Origin of the sequence: Pseudomonas sp. Fl4BN1 (genome assembly GCF_009908285.1) — a bacterium.
Classification (GTDB): domain Bacteria; phylum Pseudomonadota; class Gammaproteobacteria; order Pseudomonadales; family Pseudomonadaceae; genus Aquipseudomonas.
This window is the reverse complement of the sequence record NZ_JAAARM010000005.1, coordinates 57,746-82,155: the sequence shown is the minus strand read 5'-3', so window position 1 is coordinate 82,155 and position 24,410 is coordinate 57,746. Positions and strand designations below refer to the sequence as shown.

General features: G+C 60.0%; 27 protein-coding genes and 1 riboswitch. Of the genes, 22 read left to right on the top strand and 5 right to left on the bottom strand.

Going from position 1 to position 24,410, the window contains the following annotated elements:
- The first annotated feature begins 33 nt into the window (after nucleotides 1-33).
- From GV818_RS07485 to GV818_RS07460, 6 genes are all read left to right on the top strand, one after another.
- Nucleotides 34-1,083, top strand: a complete 1,050-nt coding sequence (locus tag GV818_RS07485; RefSeq protein WP_161776236.1) for a DUF2066 domain-containing protein — start codon at nucleotides 34-36, stop codon at nucleotides 1,081-1,083.
- A gap of 37 nt (nucleotides 1,084-1,120) precedes the next feature.
- Nucleotides 1,121-2,194, top strand: coding sequence for an AI-2E family transporter (locus tag GV818_RS07480; RefSeq protein WP_161755946.1), 1,074 nt, complete (start codon nucleotides 1,121-1,123; stop codon nucleotides 2,192-2,194).
- A gap of 229 nt (nucleotides 2,195-2,423) precedes the next feature.
- Nucleotides 2,424-3,128: a DnaA regulatory inactivator Hda gene (gene hda, locus GV818_RS07475; protein ID WP_007898944.1), complete on the top strand. Its 705-nt coding sequence runs from the start codon at nucleotides 2,424-2,426 to the stop codon at nucleotides 3,126-3,128.
- A 223-nt stretch (nucleotides 3,129-3,351) separates the two neighbouring features.
- A complete protein-coding gene (locus GV818_RS07470; RefSeq protein ID WP_161755945.1) occupies nucleotides 3,352-3,972 on the top strand; it encodes a C40 family peptidase in 621 nt (206 codons plus the stop codon).
- 164 nt (nucleotides 3,973-4,136) lie between these two features.
- Complete coding sequence (locus GV818_RS07465; RefSeq protein WP_161755944.1) at nucleotides 4,137-4,670, top strand: C40 family peptidase; 534 nt, start codon at nucleotides 4,137-4,139, stop codon at nucleotides 4,668-4,670.
- A gap of 22 nt (nucleotides 4,671-4,692) precedes the next feature.
- Entirely contained in the window at nucleotides 4,693-5,355 is a 663-nt protein-coding gene (locus tag GV818_RS07460; RefSeq protein WP_161776234.1) for an O-methyltransferase, read from the top strand.
- A 2-nt stretch (nucleotides 5,356-5,357) separates the two neighbouring features.
- Here the strand turns inward: GV818_RS07460 and GV818_RS07455 are convergent, their stop codons facing one another.
- Entirely contained in the window at nucleotides 5,358-6,677 is a 1,320-nt protein-coding gene (locus tag GV818_RS07455) for a PQQ-dependent sugar dehydrogenase (protein ID WP_161776232.1), read from the bottom strand.
- Between the two features lie 70 nt (nucleotides 6,678-6,747).
- A complete protein-coding gene (locus GV818_RS07450; protein WP_161755941.1) occupies nucleotides 6,748-7,329 on the bottom strand; it encodes a hypothetical protein in 582 nt (193 codons plus the stop codon).
- A gap of 171 nt (nucleotides 7,330-7,500) precedes the next feature.
- A riboswitch (cobalamin riboswitch) is annotated at nucleotides 7,501-7,736 on the top strand.
- Between the two features lie 80 nt (nucleotides 7,737-7,816).
- Here GV818_RS07450 and cobO point away from each other — a divergent pair.
- The 14 genes from cobO to GV818_RS07385 all read left to right on the top strand — a co-directional run bounded on the left by cobO (nucleotide 7,817) and on the right by GV818_RS07385 (nucleotide 19,147).
- Nucleotides 7,817-8,428, top strand: a complete 612-nt coding sequence (gene cobO / locus GV818_RS07445; protein ID WP_161755940.1) for a cob(I)yrinic acid a,c-diamide adenosyltransferase — start codon at nucleotides 7,817-7,819, stop codon at nucleotides 8,426-8,428.
- 10 nt (nucleotides 8,429-8,438) lie between these two features.
- Complete coding sequence (locus tag GV818_RS07440; RefSeq protein ID WP_161755939.1) at nucleotides 8,439-9,791, top strand: cobyrinate a,c-diamide synthase; 1,353 nt, start codon at nucleotides 8,439-8,441, stop codon at nucleotides 9,789-9,791.
- Nucleotides 9,784-10,434, top strand: coding sequence for a 5,6-dimethylbenzimidazole synthase (gene bluB, locus GV818_RS07435; RefSeq protein WP_161755938.1), 651 nt, complete (start codon nucleotides 9,784-9,786; stop codon nucleotides 10,432-10,434). The genes GV818_RS07440 and bluB overlap by 8 nt, the downstream gene beginning before the upstream one ends.
- Entirely contained in the window at nucleotides 10,431-11,339 is a 909-nt protein-coding gene (gene cbiB / locus GV818_RS07430) for an adenosylcobinamide-phosphate synthase CbiB (RefSeq protein ID WP_161755937.1), read from the top strand. Before bluB ends, cbiB begins: the two co-directional genes overlap by 4 nt.
- A complete protein-coding gene (gene cobD, locus GV818_RS07425) occupies nucleotides 11,332-12,324 on the top strand; it encodes a threonine-phosphate decarboxylase CobD (protein ID WP_161776230.1) in 993 nt (330 codons plus the stop codon). Before cbiB ends, cobD begins: the two co-directional genes overlap by 8 nt.
- Nucleotides 12,321-13,772 carry a cobyric acid synthase gene (locus GV818_RS07420; protein ID WP_161776228.1) on the top strand — a complete coding sequence of 484 codons (1,452 nt, stop codon included), beginning with the start codon at nucleotides 12,321-12,323 and terminating at the stop codon, nucleotides 13,770-13,772. Before cobD ends, GV818_RS07420 begins: the two co-directional genes overlap by 4 nt.
- A 41-nt stretch (nucleotides 13,773-13,813) precedes the next feature.
- A complete protein-coding gene (cobU, locus tag GV818_RS07415) occupies nucleotides 13,814-14,335 on the top strand; it encodes a bifunctional adenosylcobinamide kinase/adenosylcobinamide-phosphate guanylyltransferase (protein ID WP_161755934.1) in 522 nt (173 codons plus the stop codon).
- A complete protein-coding gene (gene cobT, locus GV818_RS07410; protein ID WP_161776226.1) occupies nucleotides 14,332-15,387 on the top strand; it encodes a nicotinate-nucleotide--dimethylbenzimidazole phosphoribosyltransferase in 1,056 nt (351 codons plus the stop codon). Before cobU ends, cobT begins: the two co-directional genes overlap by 4 nt.
- The gene (gene cobC, locus GV818_RS07405; protein WP_161755932.1) at nucleotides 15,384-15,959 is read left to right on the top strand and encodes an alpha-ribazole phosphatase family protein; all 576 of its coding nucleotides are present in this window, start codon (nucleotides 15,384-15,386) and stop codon (nucleotides 15,957-15,959) included. The genes cobT and cobC overlap by 4 nt, the downstream gene beginning before the upstream one ends.
- A 1-nt stretch (nucleotide 15,960) precedes the next feature.
- Complete coding sequence (locus GV818_RS07400) at nucleotides 15,961-16,692, top strand: adenosylcobinamide-GDP ribazoletransferase (RefSeq protein ID WP_161755931.1); 732 nt, start codon at nucleotides 15,961-15,963, stop codon at nucleotides 16,690-16,692.
- Between the two features lie 70 nt (nucleotides 16,693-16,762).
- Nucleotides 16,763-17,167 carry a MarR family winged helix-turn-helix transcriptional regulator gene (locus GV818_RS07395; RefSeq protein WP_161776224.1) on the top strand — a complete coding sequence of 135 codons (405 nt, stop codon included), beginning with the start codon at nucleotides 16,763-16,765 and terminating at the stop codon, nucleotides 17,165-17,167.
- A gap of 51 nt (nucleotides 17,168-17,218) precedes the next feature.
- Entirely contained in the window at nucleotides 17,219-18,421 is a 1,203-nt protein-coding gene (locus GV818_RS07390; RefSeq protein ID WP_161755929.1) for an MFS transporter, read from the top strand.
- The gene (locus tag GV818_RS34380) at nucleotides 18,418-18,540 is read left to right on the top strand and encodes a hypothetical protein (RefSeq protein ID WP_256667466.1); all 123 of its coding nucleotides are present in this window, start codon (nucleotides 18,418-18,420) and stop codon (nucleotides 18,538-18,540) included. The genes GV818_RS07390 and GV818_RS34380 overlap by 4 nt, the downstream gene beginning before the upstream one ends.
- A gap of 55 nt (nucleotides 18,541-18,595) precedes the next feature.
- Nucleotides 18,596-19,147, top strand: coding sequence for a glutathione peroxidase (locus GV818_RS07385; RefSeq protein WP_161776222.1), 552 nt, complete (start codon nucleotides 18,596-18,598; stop codon nucleotides 19,145-19,147).
- 92 nt (nucleotides 19,148-19,239) lie between these two features.
- Here the strand turns inward: GV818_RS07385 and GV818_RS07380 are convergent, their stop codons facing one another.
- The 3 genes from GV818_RS07380 to GV818_RS07370 form a co-directional block, all read right to left on the bottom strand.
- On the bottom strand, nucleotides 19,240-20,538 hold the full coding sequence (locus GV818_RS07380) for an OmpP1/FadL family transporter (RefSeq protein WP_161755927.1): 1,299 nt from the start codon (nucleotides 20,536-20,538) through the stop codon (nucleotides 19,240-19,242).
- A 144-nt stretch (nucleotides 20,539-20,682) separates the two neighbouring features.
- Nucleotides 20,683-21,165 carry a hypothetical protein gene (locus GV818_RS07375; RefSeq protein ID WP_161756198.1) on the bottom strand — a complete coding sequence of 161 codons (483 nt, stop codon included), beginning with the start codon at nucleotides 21,163-21,165 and terminating at the stop codon, nucleotides 20,683-20,685.
- 272 nt (nucleotides 21,166-21,437) lie between these two features.
- Complete coding sequence (locus GV818_RS07370; RefSeq protein ID WP_161755926.1) at nucleotides 21,438-21,662, bottom strand: hypothetical protein; 225 nt, start codon at nucleotides 21,660-21,662, stop codon at nucleotides 21,438-21,440.
- Between the two features lie 879 nt (nucleotides 21,663-22,541).
- Between GV818_RS07370 and GV818_RS07365 the strand changes: the two genes are divergently transcribed.
- Complete coding sequence (locus tag GV818_RS07365) at nucleotides 22,542-22,865, top strand: sel1 repeat family protein (protein ID WP_161755925.1); 324 nt, start codon at nucleotides 22,542-22,544, stop codon at nucleotides 22,863-22,865.
- A gap of 175 nt (nucleotides 22,866-23,040) precedes the next feature.
- Complete coding sequence (gene rmuC / locus GV818_RS07360) at nucleotides 23,041-24,408, top strand: DNA recombination protein RmuC (protein WP_178124798.1); 1,368 nt, start codon at nucleotides 23,041-23,043, stop codon at nucleotides 24,406-24,408.
- Nucleotides 24,409-24,410: the final 2 nt, after the last annotated feature.

The window sequence follows — 24,410 nt, the reverse complement described above, 5'->3', positions numbered from 1 at the left end:
TTTCAATCGTTTTTTTGTCGTCGGGAATCTTCCATGCGTCTGGGTAAATTTCTGTTTGTGGGCTGTTTGTCATTGGTCAGCCTGGCGAGTCATGCCGAAACCCTCAATGGTCTGTATCAAGTGCGTGAGCCGGTGAGCAGCCAGGCTCCTGAAGAGCGGGATCAGGCCACCCAGCGGGCGTTGGAAACCCTGGTGCTGCGCCTCACGGGTGACCCCAAGGCAGCGCAGGGGCAGGGGCTGGCGGCGATCCGCAAGGACCCGCAACAAATCATCAGCCAATACGGCTACGACGCCGGGCCGCCGGAAAGCCTGCAGGTGGATTTCGATCCGGTCAGCACCGATCGCGCCCTGCGGCAGGCGGGGCTGTCGCTGTGGGGCAGCAATCGGCCGTCGATCCTCGGTTGGTGGCTGAGCGACTCCACTGAGGGTTCAAGCCTGGTGGGAGATGGCCAGGCCAGTGCTGCGCCCTTGCGGCGCGCGGCCCAGCATCGCGGCTTGCCACTGCGTTTGCCCCTGGGGGACCTGAACGAACAGATCGTCGCCACCGCGCCGAATCTTGAAGGCACCGATCCGGCCCCTTTGCGTGAGGCCTCGGAGCGTTATGGCGCCGATGCTCTGCTAGCGGTACATGCCCGTGAAGAGGGCGGTCAATGGCAGGCCAAGTGGCGACTATGGCTGGGGGACCAGAAAGAGCAGGGCTCTGTTCAGGGTGCCGATACTGCGGCCCTGGCCGATGCGGTGCTGCTGGCGGTGAGTCAGCGTCTGGCGCCGCGTTTCGTCACCCGTCCGGGTGCATCCAGCGAGCAGTTGCTGGAGGTCCAGGGTATGACCCTGGAGCACTACGCGGCACTGGGGCACCTCCTGGAGCCTTTTGGTGCGCAGTTGCATCGCGTCGAGGGTGACCGGATCGTCTATCGAGTCAACGGCAGTGCGGAGCAGTTGCGGGCGCAATTGTCGCTGGCCAAGTTGCAGGAGCTTACCGCCGGTGAGGCCCAGGCTTCGCAGATGCCAGTGCAAGGTGCTGATGGGGCGGTGCCAGCGGTTGCGCCAGCTCCTGAAGCGCAACTGCGTTTTCGGTGGTAGCGGGTTGTTTCCTTCTATATAGAAGCTGGAGTGGTTTATGGCAGATACGCGTCGTTGGGTCTGGTTGGGCGGGGTAATCCTGGTCTGTGGGTTCGTCTACCTGCTGCACCCGATCCTCAGTCCGTTCCTGGTGGCGCTGTTGCTGGCCTACCTGTTCGATCCGCTGGTGGATCGGCTAGAGAAGTGGGGGATGTCCCGTACCTGGGGTGTGGTAGCGGTATTCGCGCTGTTCACCTTGATTGTCATGACGCTGCTGTTGGTGCTGGTACCGATGTTGGCCAAGCAGTTGGTGCGGCTTTATGAGCTAGCGCCGCAGATGCTCGATTGGGTCCAGCACAGTGCCATGCCCTGGGTGCAGTCCAGGCTGGGGCTGGCAGACGGCTTCTGGAAGTTCGACAAGGTCAAGGCGGCAATCAGCGAGCATATGGGGCAGACCAGCGACATTGTTGGTGTGGTGCTGAGCCAGGCCACCGCTTCAGGGTTGGCGCTGATCGGTTGGCTGGCCAACCTGGTGCTGATCCCGGTGGTCAGCTTCTACTTGCTGCGGGACTGGGACTTGATGATGGCCAAGATCCGCAGCCTGCTGCCGCGCAACCGCGAGGAGCAGGTAGTGTCCTTGGCGGGTGAGTGTCATGAGGTGCTGGGGGCTTTTGTCCGCGGACAATTGCTGGTGATGCTGGCCCTTGGGGTGATCTATGCCGCGGGCCTGATGCTGGTGGGGCTCGAACTGGGTCTGTTGATTGGTTTGATTGCAGGACTGGCGGCGATCGTGCCGTACATGGGTTTTGTCATTGGCATCGGTGCGGCATTGATCGCTGGTCTGTTCCAGTTCGGCGGCGATCTGTACCCGATGATAGGTATCGTCGCAGTGTTCATGGTGGGGCAAGCGTTGGAAGGCATGGTGCTGACGCCGTTGTTGGTCGGTGACCGTATTGGCTTGCACCCGGTGGCGGTGATTTTCGCGATTCTCGCTGGTGGCGAGTTGTTCGGTTTTACCGGGGTGTTGCTGGCCTTGCCCGTGGCTGCGGTGATCATGGTGTTGGTGCGTCACGTGCACGATCTGTACAAGGGCTCCGGCCTCTACAGTGGTGCTGAAGACCCTGATCTGTAAGGCGGGTAAAGAGCTGGTAAATGCTGGGCGTCCTTGATGGGCGCCCAGTCATGAGCTTCTGTTGACGGTCATCCGGTCTGTCAAAGAATCCCTTCCGACGGCTTTCGGCTGATGCAAACCTTTGATTTTGCTTGTGGTCTGCTGCATTGTGCGCTCGGCGTCACGGGTATAAACTTTGCAAACTTTACACAGAGGCCACTAACGGTTCGTTTGGAACTGTTCAGTCAGCATGAAACCGATTCAGCTGCCCCTAGGTGTGCGTCTGCGTGATGACGCCACCTTCATCAACTACTACCCAGGCGCCAATGCCGCAGCACTCGGCTACGTCGAGCGCCTATGCGAAGCCGACGCCGGTTGGACCGAAAGCCTGATCTACCTCTGGGGTAAGGACGGTGTGGGGCGCACGCATTTGTTGCAGGCGGCCTGTTTGCGTTTTGAGCAGTTAGGTGAGCCTGCGGTATATCTGCCGCTGGCGGAGCTGCTGGATCGCGGTATCGAGATTCTCGACAACCTTGAACAGTATGAGTTGGTCTGTCTGGATGATTTGCAGGCGGTGGCCGGCAAGGCTGATTGGGAGGAGGCGCTGTTCCATCTATTCAACCGTCTGCGTGACAGTGGGCGCCGTCTGTTGATCGCGGCCTCGACTTCGCCCCGTGAGTTGCCGGTGAAGTTGGCGGACTTGAAATCCCGCCTGACTCTGGCGCTGATCTTCCAAATGCGTCCGCTTTCCGATGAAGATAAATTGCGTGCCTTGCAGTTGCGTGCATCCCGTCGCGGTCTGCACCTGACCGATGAGGTCGGGCATTTTATCCTGACCCGTGGTACCCGCAGCATGAGTGCCTTGTTCGAGCTTCTTGAGCGTCTTGACCAAGCCTCATTGCAAGCCCAGCGCAAGCTGACAATCCCGTTCTTGAAAGAGACCCTGGGCTGGTAAAACCGAGGCCTGCAGCGGTTTTTTCCTAGGGTTTTGGCATATTTCAGGCGTCAGAAAACGCGCCTTTGGAAGGGTTTCCAGAGGCAGGCGGACTTAAAATGGGCTTAAAGCCTTAGATGTACGAAAGAAACTCATAAGTCACATTCTGATCGATTGAATTTGCAAATGAGGGCGATAGAAGGCATAGTCGCGGCTTCATTTATTTCAAGCCACGGTCGTGCCCATGCTAAATCGCTTCGCACCCCTCGTGCCTCTCGCACTCGTCACCCTGTTGTTTGGTTGCGCTTCTCACACTCCGGTGTCCCAGCAGCAGCCCGCACAACAGACTCAAGTCTCCGCAAAGAACCAATCTTCCGCTGTTTATCAGGAAGAGCTGGCAACTGAAAAGGAACTGGCAGAGTTCTCTGACAGCAAGCCTTACCAGTTGCCAGTTCTGGCTGACAGCATCCTCGAGCGCGGCATGTCCCTGATCGGTACTCGCTACCGTTTCGGCGGTACCTCGGAAGCCGGCTTCGATTGCAGTGGTTTCATCGGCTATCTGTTTCGTGAAGAGGCGGGTATGAACCTGCCGCGTTCCACTCGCGAAATGATCAACGTAAAAGCTCCTCTGGTGGCGCGTAACAACCTCAAGCCGGGTGATCTGCTGTTCTTCAGCACCAACGGCCGCGGGCGCGTCAGTCACGCAGGCATCTACCTGGGTGATGATCAGTTCATCCACTCCAGCAGCCGACGCAGTGGCGGCGTGCGGGTTGATAGCCTTGGCGATAGCTACTGGAGCAAGACCTTCATCGAAGCCAAGCGTGCACTGGCCATGGCGCCGACCGTGGTTACTGCACGCAAATAAGCGGACTATTTGTAGGGCGAAGTTAAAGTCTTACTTGAAGTTTGGCGCGTAGGCGCTAGAATCCTGATCTATTGTTGAAACTAACCGCGTAAGCCTTGCTTACGCGGTTTTGTTTTCAGTATCACGGCAGAGAAAGCCGCATCCCGATCAGGATCGTTCAGCTTATGTCGACCTCAGCCCGTTTCGCGCTCATTGCCCTCGCCGCGCTGCTCAGCGCCTGTGCCAGCCGTACTCCGCCACCCGCGCCTGCGGTGCGTGCTCCGGTGTTCAACTCCTCGCAGTCTTTCTCCCCGGTTGCCGAAGACGTGCTGTTTCGTGCCTTGGGCCTGGTAGGCACGCCTTATCGCTGGGGTGGCAATACGCCGGATTCCGGATTCGACTGCAGCGGCCTGATCGGTTATGTCTACCGGGATGCGGCGGGCATTTCGCTGCCGCGTTCGACCCGTGAAATGATTGGCATGCAGGCTCAGGATGTCGGCAAGAATGCCTTGCAGACTGGCGACTTGATCTTCTTCGCTACCAATGGTGGTTCCCAGGTCAGTCATGCCGGGATCTATGTCGGTGAAGGGCGTTTCGTGCATGCGCCGGCCACGGGCGGTACGGTGAAGCTCGACAGCCTGTCCAAGGCCTATTGGCAGAAAGCCTACCTGAGCGCGAAGCGCGTGTTGCAGCCGGAACACCTGGCGCACAATCCATAACCCTTCGCTGGTCGAGGTGCTTGTGACCGCTCGGACGCTCAACCTCGACGATGCCCTGTACCAATACCTGCTGGATGTCTCCCTGCGCGAAACGCCCTTGTTGCGTCGCCTTCGCGATGAAACCCAGGCGTTGCCTACCGCCCGCTGGCAGGTGGCGCCCGAGCAAGGACAGTTTCTCGCGCTGCTGGTGAAGCTGATCGGTGCTCGCCGGGTGCTGGAAGTCGGCACCTTCACCGGCTACAGCGCCTTATGCATGGCTCAGGCGCTGCCTGAAGGCGGTTCGCTGATCTGCTGCGACATTCCTGGTGACTACAACCTCACTGCACGCCGTTATTGGCAGGAGGCGGGGCTCAGTGAGCGCATTGATCTGCGCCTGGCTCCGGCCCTGGAAACCCTTGCCAGTCTGGAGCGGGCGGGACAGCTGGAGTGTTTCGATCTGCTCTTCATCGACGCCGACAAGGCCAATTATCCCGCTTATCTGGAGGCTGCGTTGCGCTTGCTGCGGGTGGGAGGGCTTGCCGTGTTCGATAACACCCTATGGAGCGGGAGAGTGCTAGAGCTGGCTTCTGCCAGTGACGATACTCGAGCCATCCAGGCGCTCAATCGCGCCTTGAAGGATGACCCGCGTATCGATCTGTCGCTGTTGCCTCTGGGCGACGGCTTGACCCTGTGCCGCAAGCGCTGAGCTTAGGGGGCCTTGGCGGCGGAGACTCGCCAGATCTTGTTGCCGACATCATCGGCGACCAATAACGCCCCTTGCTGATCAATCACGACTCCTACCGGGCGGCCCAGGGCTTTTTCATCGGCATTGAGAAAACCGCTGAGTACATCGACAGGTTGTCCCTGGGGTTTGCCCGTACTGAAGGGCACAAATATCACCTTGTAGCCGCTATGGGGGTTGCGGTTCCAGGAGCCGTGCTGGCCGATGAAGGCTCCCTCGGTGAAGGGGGCGGGAAGTTTGCTGCCTTCAGCGAAAGTCAGTCCCAGCGAAGCGGTATGGGGTCCTACGGCGTAGTCCGGTGCGATTGCCTTGGCTACCAGGTCGAGGTTCTGTGGTTTGACCCGTACATCCACGTGCTGCCCGTAGTAACTGAAGGGCCAGCCGTAGAAGGCGCCGTCCTTGACCGAGGTGATGTAGTCCGGCACCAGGTCGCTGCCGATCTCATCCCGCTCATTCACCGCGGTCCAGAGTGCTCCGCTGACAGGTTCCCAGGCCAGGCCGTTGGGGTTGCGCAGGCCGGTGGCGAACAGTCGATGCTCGCCGCTGGCACGATCCACTTCCCAGATCGCTGCCCGGCCTTGTTCTTTGTCCAGGCCGTTCTCGCCGACGTTGCTGTTGGAGCCCACGGTGACGTACAGCTTGCTCCCGTCCTTGCTGGCGATGACGTTTTTGGTCCAGTGGTGGTTGAGTGTGCCGCCGGGCAGGTCGAGCACCTTGGTGCCGGGGGCGCTGATCCGAGTGTCACCGTCCTGGTAGGGGAAGCGCAGCAGCTTGTCGGTATCGGCTACATACAAGTCATTGCCCACCAGGGTCATGCCAAAGGGGGAGTTGAGGTTTTCCAGGAGCACGGTACGGGTTTCTGCCACGCCGTCGTGATCCAGGTCCCGCAGCAGGGTGATGCGGTTGGCGCTGGGTGCGGCGGCGCCGGCGCGGCTCATCACCTTGCTGGCAATCCAGCCACGGATGCCCTGGCTGTCGTCCGGCTTGGGCGGTGCATTGGTTTCTGCCACCAGTACATCGCCGTTGGGCAATACGTAGAGCCAGCGCGGATGGTCGAGGTTCTCGGCGAAGGCATTGACTTGGGTGCCGGCCGCTGCCACGGGTTTTCCGTCTTGAGGCCAGCCAATGGCCGGGGCGATGTTGACGGTGGGGATCAGCGTCGGGTTGGGTTCCGGCAGTTTGGGGTTCGGTCCGGTACCGTCCGAGACCTGCAGGCTGGAGGTCTCACCGCAGGCGCTGAGGCCGGCGGCGATGGCGATAAGCAAGGTGTGTCGAAGTTTGAGCATGCTGATTTCCCTATGAGTGCATGGACATCGTAGTCATAGAGGAGCATAGCCAGTCGATGGTTCCACCTGGTCAGCGAGACTCCTTGAACAATACCGCGATCCCGGGATGGTAGTTGCCGGCTTCGTTGCGCAGCTTGCGATAGGCGTAAGGGAAGTACCAGGCTACCGCGCAGCAGTGTTCTTTCTGCAGTTCGTCGAGCATGTCCTGGAGCTCTTCGGGGGTGGCGCTGTGTTGGGCTTTTTGCGGAGCGACGAACAGGCAGCCAAGCTTCAGGTCGCTGGCGTAGCTGATCTTTTTCGCATCAAGGGCAGCGTCCAGCAAGGCCTGGGTCAAGTGCAGGCTGTTGACCCGCGGCCAGCGCTGGGTGGCCTGGATATAGGCGCGTTCGTCCTTGGTGGCCAGATACAGGTCGGTGCGAGCGTTGCGGGCGCCTTCTTCCTGCTGCTTTTTGCTGGGGCTGTGTTCCAGGCTGACCATCTCTGCCATCCAGGCGGCCGCGGAGAGCAGTCCAAGGTTGGCTCGCTCGTCGAACCAGTAGGGCGTTTCGTTATCGCCGCGAATCGTGTTGTAGCGGTCAATGCAGTCGAACCAGCGTTCCAGCATCGGGCGCAGGAATTCCAGTTTCGGGTTGCTGATGATCATGCCTTGCATCGGGGTCCGTCCTTATTGTTGTCTGGCAGGATAGTGGGGGGGTGATTTGTGGCCATTTGATATCACTGTGATCAGTGTGGCACAAGATTGGCGTCAGTTTGTTGATGCAGTGCAGTTTTCTGGTGGACTCGACGGCCGGCTTTAATTGACGCTCCACCCCCAACCCTCTAACCTTCGCGACTTGTTTCAGGTGCTCTGTGGCCGGTGGTCGACAGAGTGAAACAGGGAAGCCGGTCAGGGCCTGTTCCAGCGATGGAGCCGGCGACAAATCCGGCGCTGCCCCCGCAACGGTAGATGAGTCAAGACTGCGCCAGGTGCCACTGTGTCGGGGACGATATGGGAAGGTGCGCAGTCCGGCAGTGATGCCCCTCATGAGCCCGGAGACCGGCCTGATCCATCCAACGGCATCACGGTGGGCGATGCCAGGCTTATGCCGTCTATTTCTTTTCCTGCCCGCCGTTCCCCAGCCCCAACGGAGAGCTGCCCCATGAGTGATTCCCCTGATCGTGACGAGCGCCATCTGGCGCGCATGTTGCGAAAAAAAGCCGTGATCGACGAACGCATTGCCAACTCACCCAATGAGTGCGGCCTGTTGCTGGTGTTGACTGGCAATGGCAAAGGCAAGAGCAGTTCGGCCTTTGGCATGCTGGCGCGGTCCATGGGCCACGGCATGAATTGCGGTGTGGTGCAGTTCATCAAAGGTCGTAACAGTACTGGCGAAGAGCTGTTTTTCCGGCGTTTTCCGGACCAGGTGCGCTTTCATGTGATGGGCGAGGGCTTTACCTGGGAAACCCAGGATCGTCAGCGCGATATCGCCGCGGCTGAGGCTGCCTGGGCGGTATCCAAGGAGCTGTTGAGCGACCCGAGCATCGGTCTGGTGGTACTCGATGAGTTGAACATCGCTCTCAAGCACGGCTACCTGGACTTGGATCAGGTGCTCAGTGACCTGCAGGCCCGTCCACCGATGCAGCACGTAGTGGTGACAGGGCGCGGGGCCAAGCCGGAGATGATCGAGCTGGCAGATACCGTTACTGAGATGGGCGTGGTCAAGCACGCTTTCCAGGCCGGTATCAAGGCACAGAAAGGTGTTGAGCTGTGAGTGTGAATTCATGACCGATGTTCGTCATTGCCCGGCGGTATTGATTGCCGCACCGGCTTCCGGCCAGGGCAAGACCACCGTGACCGCAGCGCTTGCCCGTCTTCACCGTAATCAGGGGCGCAAGGTCCGGGTATTCAAATGCGGTCCGGACTTTCTCGATCCGATGATTCTTGAGCGTGCCAGCGGTGCTCCGGTCTATCAGTTGGACATGTGGATGGTGGGCGAGCAGGAAAGTCGTCGGCTGCTCTGGGAGGCTGCAGGCGAAGCCGACCTGATCCTTATCGAAGGGGTCATGGGCTTGTTTGATGGCACACCCTCCAGCGCCGATTTGGCGCGGCACTTCGGCGTGCCGGTGCTGGGGGTGATCGATGGCACTGCCATGGCCCAGACCTTTGGCGCCCTGGCCTTGGGCCTGGCGCGCTACCAGCCAGACCTGCCGTTCGCCGGGGTGCTGGCCAACCGCGTCGGCACCCTGCGTCATGCGCAGTTGCTTGAAGGCAGCCTTACCGAAGGTTTGCGTTGGTATGGCGCTTTGTCTCGGGAGACCGGCATCGAGCTGCCCAGTCGCCACCTGGGGCTGGTGCAAGCCAGCGAGCTGAACGACTTGGACCTGCGTCTGGATGCTGCTGCCCAAGCCCTGGCCAGTAGCTGTGAAGTGGCGTTGCCGCCGGCGGTGGATTTCGCCGCGCCAGCGCCAGTAGTGTGCGAGCCGCTGCTGGAAGGTGTGCGTATCGCCGTGGCGCGCGACGAGGCGTTTGCCTTTACCTACGGTGCGAGCCTGGACCTGTTGCGGGCAATGGGCGCGCAGTTGAGTTTCTTCTCGCCCATCCATGATCGAGAGTTGCCCGAGGCAGACAGTCTGTACCTGCCCGGTGGTTACCCCGAATTGCACCATCAGGCGCTGGCGCAGAACACTTCGATGCTGGACGCCATTCGCGCCCACCATGGCGCCGGCAAGCCGTTGCTCGCCGAGTGCGGCGGCATGCTGTATCTGCTGGATTCCCTGACCGATGTCGAAGGCCGGCGTGCCGAACTGCTGGGGCTGCTGCCCGGTGAGGCGGTGATGCAAAAGCGTCTGGCGGCCCTGGCCCTACAGGCGGTGGAGTTGCCGGAGGGCAGCTTGCGTGGCCACACCTATCACCATTCCCTGACCAGTACCGAGCTTGAGCCGATTGCCCGGGGTGTGAGCCCCAATGGCGGCCGGGGAGCGGAGGCGGTGTATCGCGATGGGCGGATGACGGCTTCTTATGTGCACTTCTATTTCCCGTCCAATCCGGCGGCGATGGCGGCTTTGTTTGTTCCGGATGGGATTGACGCTGTTGTCGGCACGTCGGTGGTTGTCGAGGGTGTGGCAGGTGAGTGAGAAGGGTTTTTCTGCGGCGGAGCGCGAGGCGGTCTATCGCGCCATCGCCGAGCGGCGCGACATGCGTCATTTTGCCGGTGGCAGTGTGGCGCCCGAGCTGTTGAGGCGTCTACTGGAGGCGGCGCATCAGGCACCCAGCGTGGGGTTGATGCAGCCTTGGCGTTTTATCCGTATCAGCGATCGCCTGCTGCGCGGGCAGATCCAGCAACTGGTGGAAGAGGAGCGGGTGCGCACTGCCGAGGCGCTGGGCGAACGTTCCGACGAGTTCATGAAACTCAAGGTCGAAGGTATCAATGACTGTGCCGAGGTGCTGGTAGCGGCATTGATGGACGGACGCGAGCGGCATGTTTTTGGTCGTCGGACCTTGCCGGAAATGGACCTTGCCTCCCTGTCCTGTGCGATTCAGAACCTCTGGTTGGCAGCGCGTAGCGAAGGCCTGGGAATGGGCTGGGTGTCGCTGTTCGAGCCGCAGGCCCTGGCCGACCTGCTGGGGTTGCCGGCTGGCGCCAAGCCCTTGGCGGTGTTGTGCCTGGGGCCGGTTACCGAGTTTTACCCTGCACCAATGCTGGTGTTGGAGGGCTGGGCACAGCCGCGGCCATTAAGTGAGTTGTTGTATGAGAATTACTGGGGAGTGAGTCAATGAGTGTGGCGTTGCTGAGTGTCGCTGGGGTAGCGCTGGATGCGCTGCTGGGCGAACCCAAGCGCTGGCATCCGCTGGTGGCGTTCGGCCGTCTGGCGGATCGTATCGAGCAACGTTTCAATGCCGCCGGCCGCGGCTGGCGCAGCCATGGCGTCACCGCCTGGGTCCTCGCGGTGCTGCCCTTGACCCTGCTGGCAACCGCACTTTCCTGGCTGCCTTATATCGGTTGGCTGGTGGAAGTCCTGGCGCTGTATTGCGCCTTGGGGCTGCGTAGCCTCGGCGAGCACGTCGAGCCTGTAGCTCAAGCATTGCGCAGTGACGATCTACCAGAGGCGCGGCGTCGGGTAGGGTTTCTGGTGAGCCGCCAGACCAGTGAACTGGACGCGACTGAAGTGGCGCGCGCAGCCACTGAATCGGTGCTGGAGAACGGCAGTGATGCAGTGTTCGCCGCATTGTTCTGGTTTGCCGTGGCCGGCGTGCCGGGTGTGGTGCTCTATCGTCTGAGCAACACCCTGGATGCGATGTGGGGCTATCGTAACGAGCGTTTCGAGCGCTTCGGTTGGGCGGCGGCACGGATTGACGATCTGCTCAACTACATCCCTGCACGGCTGGTGGCGCTGACCTATGCCCTGCTGGGCAAGACCCGCTTGGCACTCAAGTGCTGGCGTCGTCAGGGCCCGACCTGGGACAGTCCCAACGCCGGTCCGGTGATGGCGGCTGGAGCGGGCGCGCTGGGTGTGGAGCTGGGCGGTGCGGCGATTTATCACGGTGAGTTGCATCAACGTCCGCAGCTGGGCGAGGGCGAACCGGCGGACGCCAATTCGATTGATCGCGGCTGGCAACTAGTGCAGCGAGGCGTGTGGCTATGGCTGCTGGTTCTTTGCCTGGGGGCTGAATTCTATGCTTGAACACGGCGGACGGTTGCGCAAGGCGGCCCAGGAATACGGCATTGCCGAAGAGGCCTGGCTGGATCTGTCCAGCGGACTGGCACCTTGGCCATTCCCTCTGCCGACCATCCCCATGCGCGCCTGGGCACGCCTGCCGGAGACCGATGACGGCCTGGAGCAGGCGGCCTGTGCCTATTACGGTGCCAGCGAAGTGTTGCCGGTGGCCGGTTCCCAGGCGGCGATCCAGTTGCTGCCGCGCTTGCGGCGAGCGGGCAAGGTCGGCGTGTTATCACCCTGTTATGCCGAGCACGCCGAAGCCTGGCGTCGTAGTGGCTATCGGGTGCGTGAGGTGCTGGAGCAGGAAGTGGATTTCTTCCTCGACAGCCTTGATGTTCTGGTGGTGGTCAATCCCAATAATCCCACGGGCCTGAGCCTGACCCCGGAACGCCTGCTGGACTGGCACGGGCGGTTGGCCCAGCGCGGCGGCTGGCTGGTGGTCGATGAGGCCTTTATGGATAACACCCCGGACCTGAGCCTGGCCCGTCATGCTGATCAGGTCGGGCTGATTGTGTTGCGCTCGTTCGGCAAGTTTTTCGGTCTGGCTGGCGTGCGCCTGGGTTTTGTCCTGGCCGAGCGCCATTTGCTCAAGCTGTTGGCCGAGCAGGTCGGGCCCTGGGCGGTCAGCGGGCCGACCCGGATTCTTGGTCAGGCTTGCCTGCGGGATGTCGCCGGGCATACCCGGCAACGCTTGCGCAGTGAGGCGGCGAGCCAGCGCTTGGTGGGCGTCCTGGAGCGTCATGGATTCAAGCCCCAGGGCGGTTGCGCCCTGTTTCAATGGCTGATCACCGCCGAGGCCGAGCGCCTTTATCAGTTCATGGCGCAACGCGGCATTCTCCTGCGGTTGTTCGTGCACAACAGTAGTCTGCGTTTCGGCCTGCCCGCCGACGATGCTGAATCGATGCGCCTGGAGCAGGCGTTGCTGGCTTATCGCAAGGAATACCCATGAGTACGTTGATGGTACAAGGCACCACCTCGGATGCGGGCAAGAGCACCTTGGTCACGGCCCTGTGCCGTTGGTTGCAACGCCAGGGTGTCAGCGTGGTGCCGTTCAAGCCGCAGAACATGGCGCTCAACAGTGCCGTGACCGCTGACGGTGGCGAGATTGGCCGGGCCCAGGCGGTACAGGCCCAGGCGGCCAATCTGGCGCCCCACACCGATATGAACCCGGTGCTGCTCAAGCCCAATAGTGATACCGGCTCGCAGGTAATCATTCATGGCCGGGCGGTCACCAGCATGAATGCTGTGGCCTATCACGACTACAAAGTCATCGCCATGCAGGCGGTATTGGCCTCCCATGAGCGTCTGCGAGGCGCCTATCAGGTGGTGATGGTGGAAGGCGCCGGCTCGCCGGCGGAGATTAACTTGCGGGCTGGCGATATCGCCAATATGGGGTTTGCCGAGGCGGTGGATTGTCCGGTGTTGCTGATCGCCGATATCAATCGTGGCGGAGTGTTCGCTCACCTGGTGGGTACCCTGGAATTGCTGTCTGCCAGCGAGCAGGCGCGAGTCCAGGGTTTCATCATCAATCGTTTTCGTGGCGACCTGGCGCTGTTGCAGCCAGGGCTGGACTGGCTGCAAGCCCGTACCGGCAAGCCGGTGATCGGCGTGTTGCCTTATGTCATGGACTTGCACCTGGAGGCGGAGGATGGCATCGACCAGCGCCAGGCCAGTAAAGACGAGCAGGTACTGAAGGTGGTGGTGCCGGTGTTGCCGCGCATCAGCAATCATACGGATTTCGATCCGTTGCGCCTGCATCCTCAGGTGGACTTGCAGTTCATCGGCCCGGGGCAGGCGATTCCCGCTGCTGACCTGATCATTCTTCCTGGTTCGAAAAGCGTGCGCGGTGACCTGGCTTATCTGCGGGCCAATGGCTGGGACCGAGCTGTTTCCCGACACTTGCGCTATGGCGGCAAGTTGCTGGGGATCTGTGGCGGCCTGCAGATGCTTGGTGAGCAGTTACACGATCCTCTGGGCTTGGAAGGGGTGGCGGGTTCGAGTCCGGGCCTGGGCCTGCTGGCCTTTGAAACCGTACTCGAAGAAGAGAAGCAACTGCGCAATGTCAGCGGTCACCTGACCTTGGAAAATGCTCCGGTCAGTGGCTATGAAATTCACGCTGGGGTTACCCGAGGGCCGGCTCTGGAACAAGCGGCGGTGCTGCTCCAGGACGGTCGCAGCGATGGCGCCTGCAGCCTCGACGGACAAATTTTCGGGACCTACCTGCACGGCCTGTTCGAAACCCCGGCAGCCTGTAGTGCACTGCTGCGCTGGGCCGGCCTGCAGGATGTGCAGGAGGTGGATTACCACGCCCTGCGTGAGCGCGATATCGAGCGTCTGGCGGACTTGGTCGAGTGTCATCTGGATACCGGCGCGTTGCGTCGGCTCTGCGGTCTGTAGGCCCGGAGCCCCGGCCGACTTCTTTTCAAAGGTGCCTAAGCATGTTGCAACTGATCCTCGGCGGAGCTCGTTCCGGCAAGAGTCGCCTGGCTGAGAAGCTGGCCACGGACAGCGGTCTGGCGGTGACTTATATCGCCACTAGCCAGCCTCTGGATGGCGAGATGAGTCAACGTATCGTCCACCATCGTGAGCGGCGTCCGGCGCAGTGGGGCTTGATTGAGGAGCCGGTGGAGCTGGCTCGGGTGCTGCAGCAGAGCGCAGCAGGCGGCAGCTGCCTGCTGGTGGATTGCCTGACCCTGTGGCTGACCAACCTGTTGATGCTCGACGATGCCAAGCGTCTGGTGGCAGAGCGTGAGGCTTTGCTGGAGTGCCTGGCAACGTTGCCGGGAGAAATCATTTTTGTCAGCAACGAAACCGGAATGGGTGTCGTACCGCTGGGCGAATTGACTCGCCGCTACGTGGATGAAGCCGGTTGGCTGCATCAAGCCCTGGCCGAGCGTTGTCAGCGTGTGGTGCTGACTGTTGCCGGCTTGCCCCTGACTTTGAAAGGAACTGCATTATGAGTAACTCCTGGTGGCTGAACCCATGCAAGGCGATTGATGTTCAGGTGGTTGAGCAAGCGCTGGAGCGTCAGCAGCAATTGACCAAACCGGCCGGTTCCCTCGGGCGCCTGGAGCCTTTGGCCGTGCGCCTGGCGGGTTTGCAAGGACGGCTCAAGCCCAGCCTCGAACAGGTGTGGATCGCCATCTTTGCCGGCGATCATGGTGTGGTCGCCGAGGGGGTTTCCGCTTATCCGCAGGAAGTGACTGGGCAGATGCTGCTGAACTTTGTCAGTGGCGGCGCCGCGATCAGTGTGCTGGCCCAACAACTGGGGGCGCAGCTGGAAGTGGTCGATCTGGGAACGGTGACACCTGGGCTGAACCTGCCTGGTGTCCGTCATCTGAACCTGGGGCTCGGCACGGGCAATTTTGTCCAAGGCCCGGCAATGACCCGGGCTCAGGCCGAGCTGGCACTTGAAGCCGGCCGCGCCAGCGCGTTGCGTGCCCATGCCAACGGCGCCCAGCTGTTTATCGGCGGTGAAATGGGCATTGGCAACACCACTGCTGCCAGTGCCATTGCCTGTGCCTTGCTGGATATTCCGGCGGCGCAGTTGGCCGGACCCGGCACCGGCCTGGATGCCGAGGGCGTCAACCATAAGGCCCGGGTGATCGAGCGTGCCCTGACGGTGCATGCCGCTTGCCGAGGCGATGCCTTGCAGAGCCTGTTCAGTCTTGGCGGTTTTGAAATAGCGGCTTTGGTGGGGGCTTACTTGGCTTGCGCCCAGGAAGGTATCGCGGTGCTGGTGGATGGTTTTATCTGCAGTGTCGCAGCCTTGGTGGCGGTGCGCCTGAATCCGTCTAGTCGTCCATGGCTGTTGTTTGCCCACCAAGGGGCCGAACCCGGGCATCGGCTTGTGCTACGCATTCTGGACGCAGAGCCGTTGCTGGATCTCGGCCTGCGCCTGGGCGAAGGCAGCGGCGCTGCATTGGCGGTGCCGTTGCTGCGGCTTGCCTGTGATCTGCATGGGCAGATGGCGACTTTTGCCGAGGCGGCCGTGGCGGATCGTCCGGCATGACCTTGCATCTGGACCTGCTGCGCCACGGTGAGACCGAGTTAGGAGGGGGCCTGCGCGGCAGTCTGGACGATGCGTTGACCGTTCGTGGCTGGCAGCAGATGCGTGAAGGGCTCCAGGGTCGTGGCCCGTGGGACCGGGTGGTCAGTTCTCCGTTGCAGCGTTGTGCGCGTTTCGCCGAAGAGCTGGCGGCGCAGTTGCAGTTGCCGTTGACCCTGGAGCATCACCTGCAGGAGCTGCATTTTGGCGTATGGGAAGGGCAGAGCGCGGCGGCGCTGATGGAGACCGATGCCGATGCGTTGGGGCGTTTCTGGTCCGATCCTTATGGCTTCACTCCTCCTGAGGGCGAGCCGGTAGAGGCATTTTCCCGGCGGGTCCTGGGGGCAATCGACCGCTTGCACCAGGCCTATGCCGGGCAGCGTGTGCTGCTGATCAGTCATGGTGGAGTCATGCGCCTGTTGCTGGCTCGGGCGCGGGGTTTGCCTCGCGAGCAGTTGCTGAATGTCGAAGTGAGTCACGGTGCATTGTTCAGCTTGAAGGTGGTCGCCGCGGGTCACTTGAGCGAGGAGGGCTGAAATGTTGCCATTCTGGATTGCCTTGCAGTTTCTCAGCAGCTTGCCGATCCGCCTGCCGGGAATGCCCCAGCCTGAAGAGCTGGGGCGCTCATTGCTGTTCTACCCGTTGGTGGGGTTGCTGTTCGGCATGCTGTTGTGGGCGTTGAACGCCTTGCTCGGCGGCACTCCCTTACTGGTACATGCGGCCCTGCTGCTGACGGCTTGGGTCTTGCTCAGTGGTGGCTTGCACCTGGATGGGTTGGCAGACAGCGCTGATGCCTGGCTGGGGGGCTTCGGTGATCGTGAGCGAACCCTGAGCATCATGAAGGACCCTCGCAGCGGACCGATCGCTGTAGTGACTCTGGTGATGGTGCTGTTGCTCAAGTTCACCGCCCTGGTGGCGCTGATCGAGCAGCAGCAAGGTTTTGCCTTGTTGTTGGCGCCGCTGATTGGACGTGCGGCATTGCTGGGGCTGTTTCTCGGCACGCCTTATGTACGTGCCGGAGGGCTGGGGCAGGCTCTGGCCGATCATCTGCCGCCGCTGGCTGGCCGGCAGGTGTTGGGCCTGAGTGTGCTGGCCTGCCTGTTGCTGGGAGGTTACAGCGGGTTATGGGCGATGCTGCTGGCGGTGGTAGCGTTCTTCTGGTTGCGTCAGTTGATGATGCGGCGCTTGGGTGGCACCACTGGGGATACCGCAGGTGCTCTATTGGAGTTGCTGGAAACGACTGTGTTGTTGGCAGTGGTGGTGTTTTGAGCAAAGCGTCGACTGGGCGATTTTTCCGAAAAATCTTGCTATGGATTAATCACGGGTATATACACGCATCATGCTTCCCTCTCAGTGTTTATGCACCAACCTGCGTCGCGCCGCACGTGGCGTCAGCCGGTACTACGACGGTGTCCTCGATGGCTTCGGGATCAATGTCGCCCAGTATTCCTTGCTGAACAATCTACTGCGCCTGGATCAGCCAAGCATCTCTAGCCTGGCGGAAGCCATGGGCCTGGATCGCAGCACTCTGGGGCGCAATGTGCGGGTGCTGGAAGCCGCCGGCCTGGTCAGGTTGATGGAGGGTGACGACCAGCGTAACCGTCTGGTGCAACTGACCGAGGCGGGGCGCGAGCGGTTGATCGCCGCGCTGCCTGTTTGGGAAGCTGCCCAGCAGCGTCTGATCGATCGCCTGGGTGCCGAGAAGCGTGAAACCTTGTTGGCCTTGCTGAACGAACTGGCTTGATGCCAGTTTGTTTGAATACAAGCGGGTATATACCCGTAACTGGAGAATAAGATGTCATCGATGTGGCGTACCAGTGGCTGGGTGCTTCTCGGCAGTGCATTGATCCTGGCTCTGTCGCTGGGCATCAGGCATGGCTTTGGCCTGTTTCTGCCACCCATGAGCGCACAGTTTGGCTGGGGGCGGGAAGTGTTCGCCTTTGCCATTGCCCTGCAAAACCTGATCTGGGGTCTAGCCCAACCCTTTACCGGGGCCTTGGCCGATCGCTTCGGTGCCGCGAAGGTAGTGCTTGTCGGTGGTGTGCTCTATGCCGTCGGGCTGGTGTTCATGGGGTTGTCGGATTCGGCCCTGTCGCTGTCCCTGAGTGCCGGATTGCTGATCGGTATTGGGTTGTCCGGTACTTCCTTCTCGGTGATTCTTGGTGTCGTCGGCCGGGCTCTGCCGCCGGAGAAGCGCAGCATGGGCATGGGCGTTGCCAGTGCAGCGGGCTCTTTTGGTCAGTTCGCCATGCTCCCGGGAACCTTGGGCCTGATCGGTTGGTTGGGCTGGTCGACGGCACTGCTGGTGCTCGGGGTGTTGGTGGCACTGATCGTGCCGCTGGTGAGCATGCTCAAGGATAAGCCGCTGCCAGTACTGGGTCATGAGCAGAGCCTGTCGGAAGCGTTGCGTGAAGCCTGTTCACATTCGGGATTCTGGCTGCTGGCGTTCGGTTTTTTCGTCTGCGGTTTCCAGGTGGTGTTCATCGGGGTGCATTTGCCCGCCTATCTGGTGGATCAGCACCTGCCGGCCACGGTCGGCACCACGGTGTTGGCGCTGATCGGGTTGTTCAATATTTTTGGCACCTACACCGCAGGTTGGCTGGGCGGGCGGATGTCCAAGCCGCGACTGCTTACCGGCCTGTATCTGTTGCGAGCGGTGGTGATCGGTTTGTTCCTGTGGTTGCCGGTGACTCAGACCAGCGCCTACCTGTTTGGCATGGTCATGGGTTTTCTCTGGCTGTCCACCGTGCCTTTGACCAACGGTACGGTAGCGACCTTGTTCGGGGTCAGAAACCTGTCCATGCTCGGTGGGATTGTCTTCCTGTTCCACCAGTTGGGGGCCTTCCTCGGGGGGTGGCTGGGAGGCGTTGCGTATGACCTTACCGGGAGTTACGACTTGATCTGGCAGGTAGCGATTCTCCTCAGTCTGCTGGCCGCTGCCCTCAACTGGCCGGTGCGCGAGCTTCCGGTAGCACGTCTTCAGGCGAGCACAGCGTGAAGGCCTGGATCTTCTATGGTGTTGGCCTGGTTGTCGGCATCTTGCTGTTGCTGCTGGCCTGGTGGGGCTGGCATCGCGGCGGGCTGGCCGTGATGCAGTTGGGCATGGGCGCTTGCTAGGCAGGCACCGCGGCGAGTAACGTCGGGGTCTGTCGATTATTCAAGGACGCGGGACATGGCTGTGCGCTGGTTTGCTATTCCAGCTTTGCTGGCAACATTCGCCGGCTCGGCGTGGGCTGCGGATTGTCCGTCGTTGCTGCAGGGGTCGCTGCCCAAGTTGCACGCCAAGGAGTCCATTGATCTGTGCCAGCGCTTTGCCGGCAAGCCATTGGTGGTGGTCAATACCGCGAGCTTTTGTGGATTCGCCCCGCAATTCAAAGGCCTTGAGGCGCTGTATCAGCGTTACAAGGATCAGGGGCTGGAGGTGGTGGGTGTGCCCTCCGATGATTTCAAGCAGGAGTCCAAGGATGGTGCAGAGACCGCCAGGGTCTGCTACGTCAATTATGGTGTGACCTTTGTCATGACCGAGCCGCAGAAGGTCAGGGGCGCAGATGCGGTGCACCTGTTCAAGGTGCTGGCTGAGCAGAGCGGTGCGCCGAAGTGGAATTTCTACAAGTACGTGGTGGATCGTCAGGGGAAGGTGATCGCCCATTTTTCCAGTCTGACCAAACCGGATAATCCTGAGTTCATCGAGGCGGTGGAGCAGGCGTTGGCATCGAAGTCTTGAGTGTCTGAAGCGGCAGGAATAAAAAAGCCCCGGGTCCTGAGACGCCGGGGCTTTTTCATTCTGCATGCCAGGCAGTTGTCTGGCACCGAAGGTTAGAAGCGATAGGTTGCACCTACGCCGAAACCGTTTGCGCTGTTTTCGTACTCGGCGTTGTAAGTCTGGCCGAGTGCGTTTTTGCGGTTGATGCTGACCTTTTCTTCCTTGAGGTAAGAGTAAGCCACGTCGATGGTCAGGTCGTCAGTCGGGCTCCAGCCGGCACCGAAGCTGAGGATGGTCCGGTCACCGGTAGGGATACGTGGCGAGCGGTCAGTGTTGTTGGTTGGCGACTGGTCAAAGGTCAGACCTGTACGTACTACCCACTGCTTGTTCAACTGGTAGGAGGTACCCACGGCGTAAGCCCAGGTGTCGTGCCAGTTCTGGTCTTCTTTGATGGTGCTCAGGCCGGCCGGAGCAAAGGCACCGCCGTTGGCGGCGGTTACACCTTCGTTGTTGACAGTGATGTCTTTCAGGCGGCTCCAGCGGGTCCAAGTGGTACCGGCATAGAGTTTCCAGGCATCGCTCATGTCTTGAGTGACCGACAGGTCGTAGGACTCAGGGGTTGTAACCTTGAGGGAGGCGTCGTAACGGTTGCTTTTCAGTACCGAGAACGGGCTTCCTGCGCCTGCAGTGCCTGCACCGGCATAGACGTCAGTATGACCTTCCAGTTTGTAATCCACTTTGGAGTGATAGGTCAGGCCAACGCGAGTCGTGTCGGTCGCTTGTACCAATACGCCGATGTTGTAACCCCAGGCGGTATCGTCACCCTTGATCTTGACGTTGCTGGTGTTCTGGGAAAATGGCGGCTGCAGGGCCGATTCCAATACACCGGAAATGCGGTTGATAGTCGGACCAAAACCAATCGATACCTTGTCATTGAAGGCATAGCTTACGGTTGGTTGGAGGGTCACTACCTTGACTTCACTTTTGCTGCCGAAGTTACGGCCCTGGAAGTTGCTTTCGTAGTTGGTCACCAGGCCGAACGGTGCATAAACACCCAGGCCGAATGCCCAATGTTCATCGATAGGCTTGACGTAGAAACCCAATGGCACGGCCGTGAAAGGAACCATGTCACCGTTGTTGGTACCCTTCTGAGTACCACTGGTGTGCTTAATGTCAGTAGATGCGTCAATGGCGGCAACACCAACAGTCACTTGTTGGGTCTTGAGACGGGACATACCGGCAGGGTTACCAAATACAGTGCTTGCATCATCGGCAGCAGAAGAGCGTCCTGCAAAACCAGTCCCCATGCCACTGATGCTTTGTTCGTTAAGGGCAAAGCCACTGGCGAAGATCTGGCTAGATGCCACGGCAACAGCGAGGCTGATGGTCGATTTGAGCATTACTTTTTTCATTATTAGAACTCCTGGTGATCACCGAGGCGAAAATTACCAACATTTCGGCTTCGGCGCTATAGGCTGAAACAGTTGATTTAGAGTGTTTTTGTAGGACAATCCGACCAAAATCGGGTTTTTTCTCCGATTTTGTAAAAGTCATTGTCAGCAGGCGACCTGGCTCGGGGGGGCAATACAGGTTTGCCAGGCACAGGTGAAATCTCTCAAACGTCCTTGTGGTTGAAAGGTCTTCCTCCAGATGCGGGCCATGCCGAGCAGGTCGTCGGCAGCGGGGAGTGGGGTGTGTTGTGCTTCTACCAGCAACCAGGCGATTGCAGTGGCATACCGTAGATTGACTGTGAGCTCCAGCTGCGGTCCGCTGAGGAACGCATGTTGGCTGGCCAACCCGCGAACCAGGCTGGCCCGTTCAGGGTCAAGTGCCAGGTAATGGTCCCAAAGAGCTCTGTGGCGGGGCTCGGTGATGCGATACAGGCCATGGCCACGTCGATCGTGCAGGGCCGAGCCCAGCGCCGACTGGCTGGCGGCAATTCCTAGTAGCAAGGCTTCAGCGGTTTTGCTGTGACAGCCCAAGTACATCAGTGTTGGGCGGATCACGTAGCGACACAACTCGCTGGCGGCGATACCCATAAATCCCTCGACGGGTAAAAGTGACCGGTGAAACCTGATGAGGCTTGGCAGCGATAAAAGATTCAGGCTCACCGGAAGCGGGTCATGCCGCCTGACTTGAAGTGTAGTGTCATATCTATCTTGTAAAGGTTTGTTTTTAAAATATTTCCGTTCTCTTGTTATAAGCCTTATATCGATTGGTGCTTTGGCTGGATTGCTGGGTGGACAAGCAGCAGGCAATAAAAAGCCCCGCTAGCAAGCGAGGCTTTTAGGTTTTTCAGCAATCTGGCGTATCAGGCAACCAGGGCCTGGCGGGTACGATCGATCACTGCCTGCAGCGGTTCGGCGCTGGAGTATTGATCGGGGTACAGGCGTTCGCTGTGACGGGCGATGCCATGTTCGTTGACCAGGGTGAAGCTAAAGCAGCCTTTGCGGGTAGCCATGATCAGGCAGTTCAACGGTGCAAAGGCGTGGGTGAGGGTGCGAATGGCATCCTGAGTCTGGATTTGAGTAGACATAATTATTAGGTGTTCCTACAAATGACACGGTTAAGAACCGTGCAACGTTAAAACGTTCCAGTAGCGCCGACCACCATTGGTCAAACGAAGAACCTGACTGGAACAAAGCCGCCAGTTGCAGCGCTTTAATAAGGTTGCGCTAGGGCTGGCAGGTAGGTACTTAGGAGGGCAGGCAACACAACAAGGGCAAAGGTTCTGGGCCCAGGGTGGAGATCCTGATCAATTTGCAGGTTGGTTCGGTCAGAGTAATTAACTCGTGGGCTGCTTTTGAATTCTGTTCAAGAGCGGTACATGAGTACGAGTTTTACCTGGAAACCAGCGAGGTGGTCGGTCCTTGATGTTCGACATTGTTCTCGCTTGGAGAAGGTGTCGGCGGGACTTGTTCGACCAGAATTGACTTTCAGCTTGGTACTAACGGCGAGGATTCTATTGGGTTGAACGAGATAATGCAAGTGTGCTAGGAAAAATCCCACTGGCGGAGAAAAACCGTCGTATTGAATGCGTGACTCTCAACGTTGACGCGTGTACGAAAACGGTGCGTTACCGGCATTGTTTTTGGCGCAGTTGTGCACACTTGTTGCGCAGCGTGTCACCGCCTTGTCACCTTCCCTGTAGTCTGCCCCATAGCCTGTCTCGAGAATTTAAGTCAATGAAAAACATCGGTTTTTTTTACTGGTGAAAAAAGCGTCAGTTTGACTGAAAGGCCCGTCTCATGGGGGTTTTGGAGGGTTGTATAGGGGTTGTCCACTGAGTTATCCACAGCTTCTGTGGATTGTCCCAAGCGCTTGCTCTAGGGCGGGCGTGTTGGCTCTTTTAGACTTTACCCTTGCGAAAAAAGGAGTAGAGTGGCGCGCCTTCCGATCTGCCCCACAGTGCTTTATGAAGTTTCGCTCAGTATCACCTTCTGTTACCGCAACCCCTGCCAGTGTTACCGAATCCAAGCGCTTCTCCCTGCGTGTCGCTTTGTGGCTATTAGATAGCCCACGGCTTGGACATAACCCCAACGTCAAGCATTTCGCCGGACGACTGCTCAAGCAGCCAGCCCGCGAAGGCGTGGTCGCAGCACAAAGCCGCCTTGGCCAGTTGATGTGCCGTGAGTGCGGCAACGCCCGGGACCGCCGTATCGGTCATGATTTATTGCGCCAGGCTGCCCGTGCCGGCGACCTTCGCGCTCAGCGCGAGCTGGGCCGGATCGAAGACTGAGCTGTCCAACACCTGGTGGCTTGGTTAACCTTCATTTCTTATTTCGACGGCAGGAGTCGCTATGGCTATGGACTTGACCAGCATGCTGCTTGGCCTGGCGGGTGCCGCGCTGCCGCTGCTGGCGTTGGTCTGGCAACTGCAACGTCGTGGGAGCTCCAGACAGACTGAGCTGTCCCTGCTGGAGGAGCGCCTGGCCACGGCCCAACTGGCCCAGGAAGGACTGACAGCGCAATTGGACGCTTGCCGGGACGAAGTCAGCGACTTGAGTCAGGCCAATGCCCTCAAACAAGCGGATCTGGCTGCGCTGCGCCGAGAAGTCGAGCTGCTGCAGATCGAGCGCGATAACGCCCGGGATGCCGCCCACGCCTGGAACCTGGAGCGTGCGGCCAAAGAGAACGAGTTGCGCCGGCTGGATGCCCACGCCGCCTCACTGAATGCCGAACTCCGTGAGCAGCAGGAGAGTCATCAGCAGCGCCTTACCGATCTGCAAGGTTCCCGGGATGAATTGCGTGCACAGTTCGCTGAGCTGGCCGGCAAGATTTTTGATGAGCGCGAGCAGCGTTTCGCCGAGACCAGCCAGCAGCGTCTCGGGCAATTGCTGGACCCGCTGAAGGAACGCATCCAGTCCTTTGAAAAACGGGTCGAGGAAAGCTACCAGGCCGAGGCTCGGGAGCGTTTCTCCCTGGCCAAGGAGTTGGAACGCCTGCAGCAGTTGAATCTGCGCTTGAGTGATGAGGCCACCAACTTGACCCGCGCTCTCAAGGGGCAGAAGACTCAGGGCAATTGGGGGGAGCTGATTCTCGAACGGGTACTGGAGCACGCTGGCTTGGAGAAAGGCCGCGAGTACCAGACTCAGATCAGCCTCAAGGGACCGGACGGCGAACGTTTCCAGCCCGATGTGTTGATCATGCTACCGGGTGACAAGCAGGTGGTGGTGGACTCCAAAGTTAGCCTCACGGCCTATCAGCAATACGTTGGCAGCGATGATCCGCAGGTTGCCCAGACGGCCTTGAAGCAGCACGTGCTGTCCCTGCGTAATCACGTCAAGGGGCTGTCCGATAAAGACTACAAGCGACTCGAAGGCCTGCACAGTCTCGACTTTGTGTTGCTATTCGTGCCCATTGAGGCGGCGTTCTCCGCTGCCCTTCAGGCCGAGCCCAACCTGTTTCAGGAGGCTTTCGACCGGCACATCGTCATTGTCAGCCCCACCACTCTGCTTGCCACGCTACGGGTGATCGACAGCCTGTGGAAGCAGGAGCGGCAGAGCCAGAATGCCCGGGAGATAGCCGAGCGTGCGGGCTGGCTGTACGACAAGTTCGTACTGTTCATCCAGGACCTGGACGAAGTCGGCAATCGCCTGCAGCAATTGGACAAGGCCTACGCCGCGGCACGCAACAAATTGACCGACGGCCGGGGCAATCTGGTCAGTCGCAGCGAACAACTCAAGTTGCTCGGGGCCAGGGCCAGCAAGAGCTTGCCGGCGGACTTGCTGGAGCGGGCGATGACCGACGCCGAAGGGCGTGAGCTGGAATTGCCGGAATAACC

Coding starts and splice junctions, on each gene's coding strand:
- GV818_RS07390 (WP_161755929.1), top strand. CDS start 17,219: ATGTCATCGATGTGGCGTACCAGTGGCTGGGTGCTTCTCGGCAGTGCA.
- GV818_RS07450 (WP_161755941.1), bottom strand. CDS start 7,329: ATGCAAGGCATGATCATCAGCAACCCGAAACTGGAATTCCTGCGCCCG.
- cobC (WP_161755932.1), top strand. CDS start 15,384: ATGACCTTGCATCTGGACCTGCTGCGCCACGGTGAGACCGAGTTAGGA.
- GV818_RS07400 (WP_161755931.1), top strand. CDS start 15,961: ATGTTGCCATTCTGGATTGCCTTGCAGTTTCTCAGCAGCTTGCCGATC.
- cbiB (WP_161755937.1), top strand. CDS start 10,431: ATGAGTGTGGCGTTGCTGAGTGTCGCTGGGGTAGCGCTGGATGCGCTG.
- GV818_RS07420 (WP_161776228.1), top strand. CDS start 12,321: ATGAGTACGTTGATGGTACAAGGCACCACCTCGGATGCGGGCAAGAGC.
- GV818_RS07485 (WP_161776236.1), top strand. CDS start 34: ATGCGTCTGGGTAAATTTCTGTTTGTGGGCTGTTTGTCATTGGTCAGC.
- GV818_RS07380 (WP_161755927.1), bottom strand. CDS start 20,538: ATGAAAAAAGTAATGCTCAAATCGACCATCAGCCTCGCTGTTGCCGTG.
- hda (WP_007898944.1), top strand. CDS start 2,424: ATGAAACCGATTCAGCTGCCCCTAGGTGTGCGTCTGCGTGATGACGCC.
- cobO (WP_161755940.1), top strand. CDS start 7,817: ATGAGTGATTCCCCTGATCGTGACGAGCGCCATCTGGCGCGCATGTTG.
- cobT (WP_161776226.1), top strand. CDS start 14,332: ATGAGTAACTCCTGGTGGCTGAACCCATGCAAGGCGATTGATGTTCAG.
- GV818_RS07365 (WP_161755925.1), top strand. CDS start 22,542: ATGAAGTTTCGCTCAGTATCACCTTCTGTTACCGCAACCCCTGCCAGT.
- GV818_RS07470 (WP_161755945.1), top strand. CDS start 3,352: ATGCTAAATCGCTTCGCACCCCTCGTGCCTCTCGCACTCGTCACCCTG.
- GV818_RS07395 (WP_161776224.1), top strand. CDS start 16,763: ATGCTTCCCTCTCAGTGTTTATGCACCAACCTGCGTCGCGCCGCACGT.
- cobD (WP_161776230.1), top strand. CDS start 11,332: ATGCTTGAACACGGCGGACGGTTGCGCAAGGCGGCCCAGGAATACGGC.
- GV818_RS07455 (WP_161776232.1), bottom strand. CDS start 6,677: ATGCTCAAACTTCGACACACCTTGCTTATCGCCATCGCCGCCGGCCTC.
- GV818_RS07370 (WP_161755926.1), bottom strand. CDS start 21,662: ATGTCTACTCAAATCCAGACTCAGGATGCCATTCGCACCCTCACCCAC.
- cobU (WP_161755934.1), top strand. CDS start 13,814: ATGTTGCAACTGATCCTCGGCGGAGCTCGTTCCGGCAAGAGTCGCCTG.
- GV818_RS07385 (WP_161776222.1), top strand. CDS start 18,596: ATGGCTGTGCGCTGGTTTGCTATTCCAGCTTTGCTGGCAACATTCGCC.
- GV818_RS07440 (WP_161755939.1), top strand. CDS start 8,439: ATGACCGATGTTCGTCATTGCCCGGCGGTATTGATTGCCGCACCGGCT.
- GV818_RS07480 (WP_161755946.1), top strand. CDS start 1,121: ATGGCAGATACGCGTCGTTGGGTCTGGTTGGGCGGGGTAATCCTGGTC.
- GV818_RS07375 (WP_161756198.1), bottom strand. CDS start 21,165: ATGGGTATCGCCGCCAGCGAGTTGTGTCGCTACGTGATCCGCCCAACA.
- GV818_RS07465 (WP_161755944.1), top strand. CDS start 4,137: ATGTCGACCTCAGCCCGTTTCGCGCTCATTGCCCTCGCCGCGCTGCTC.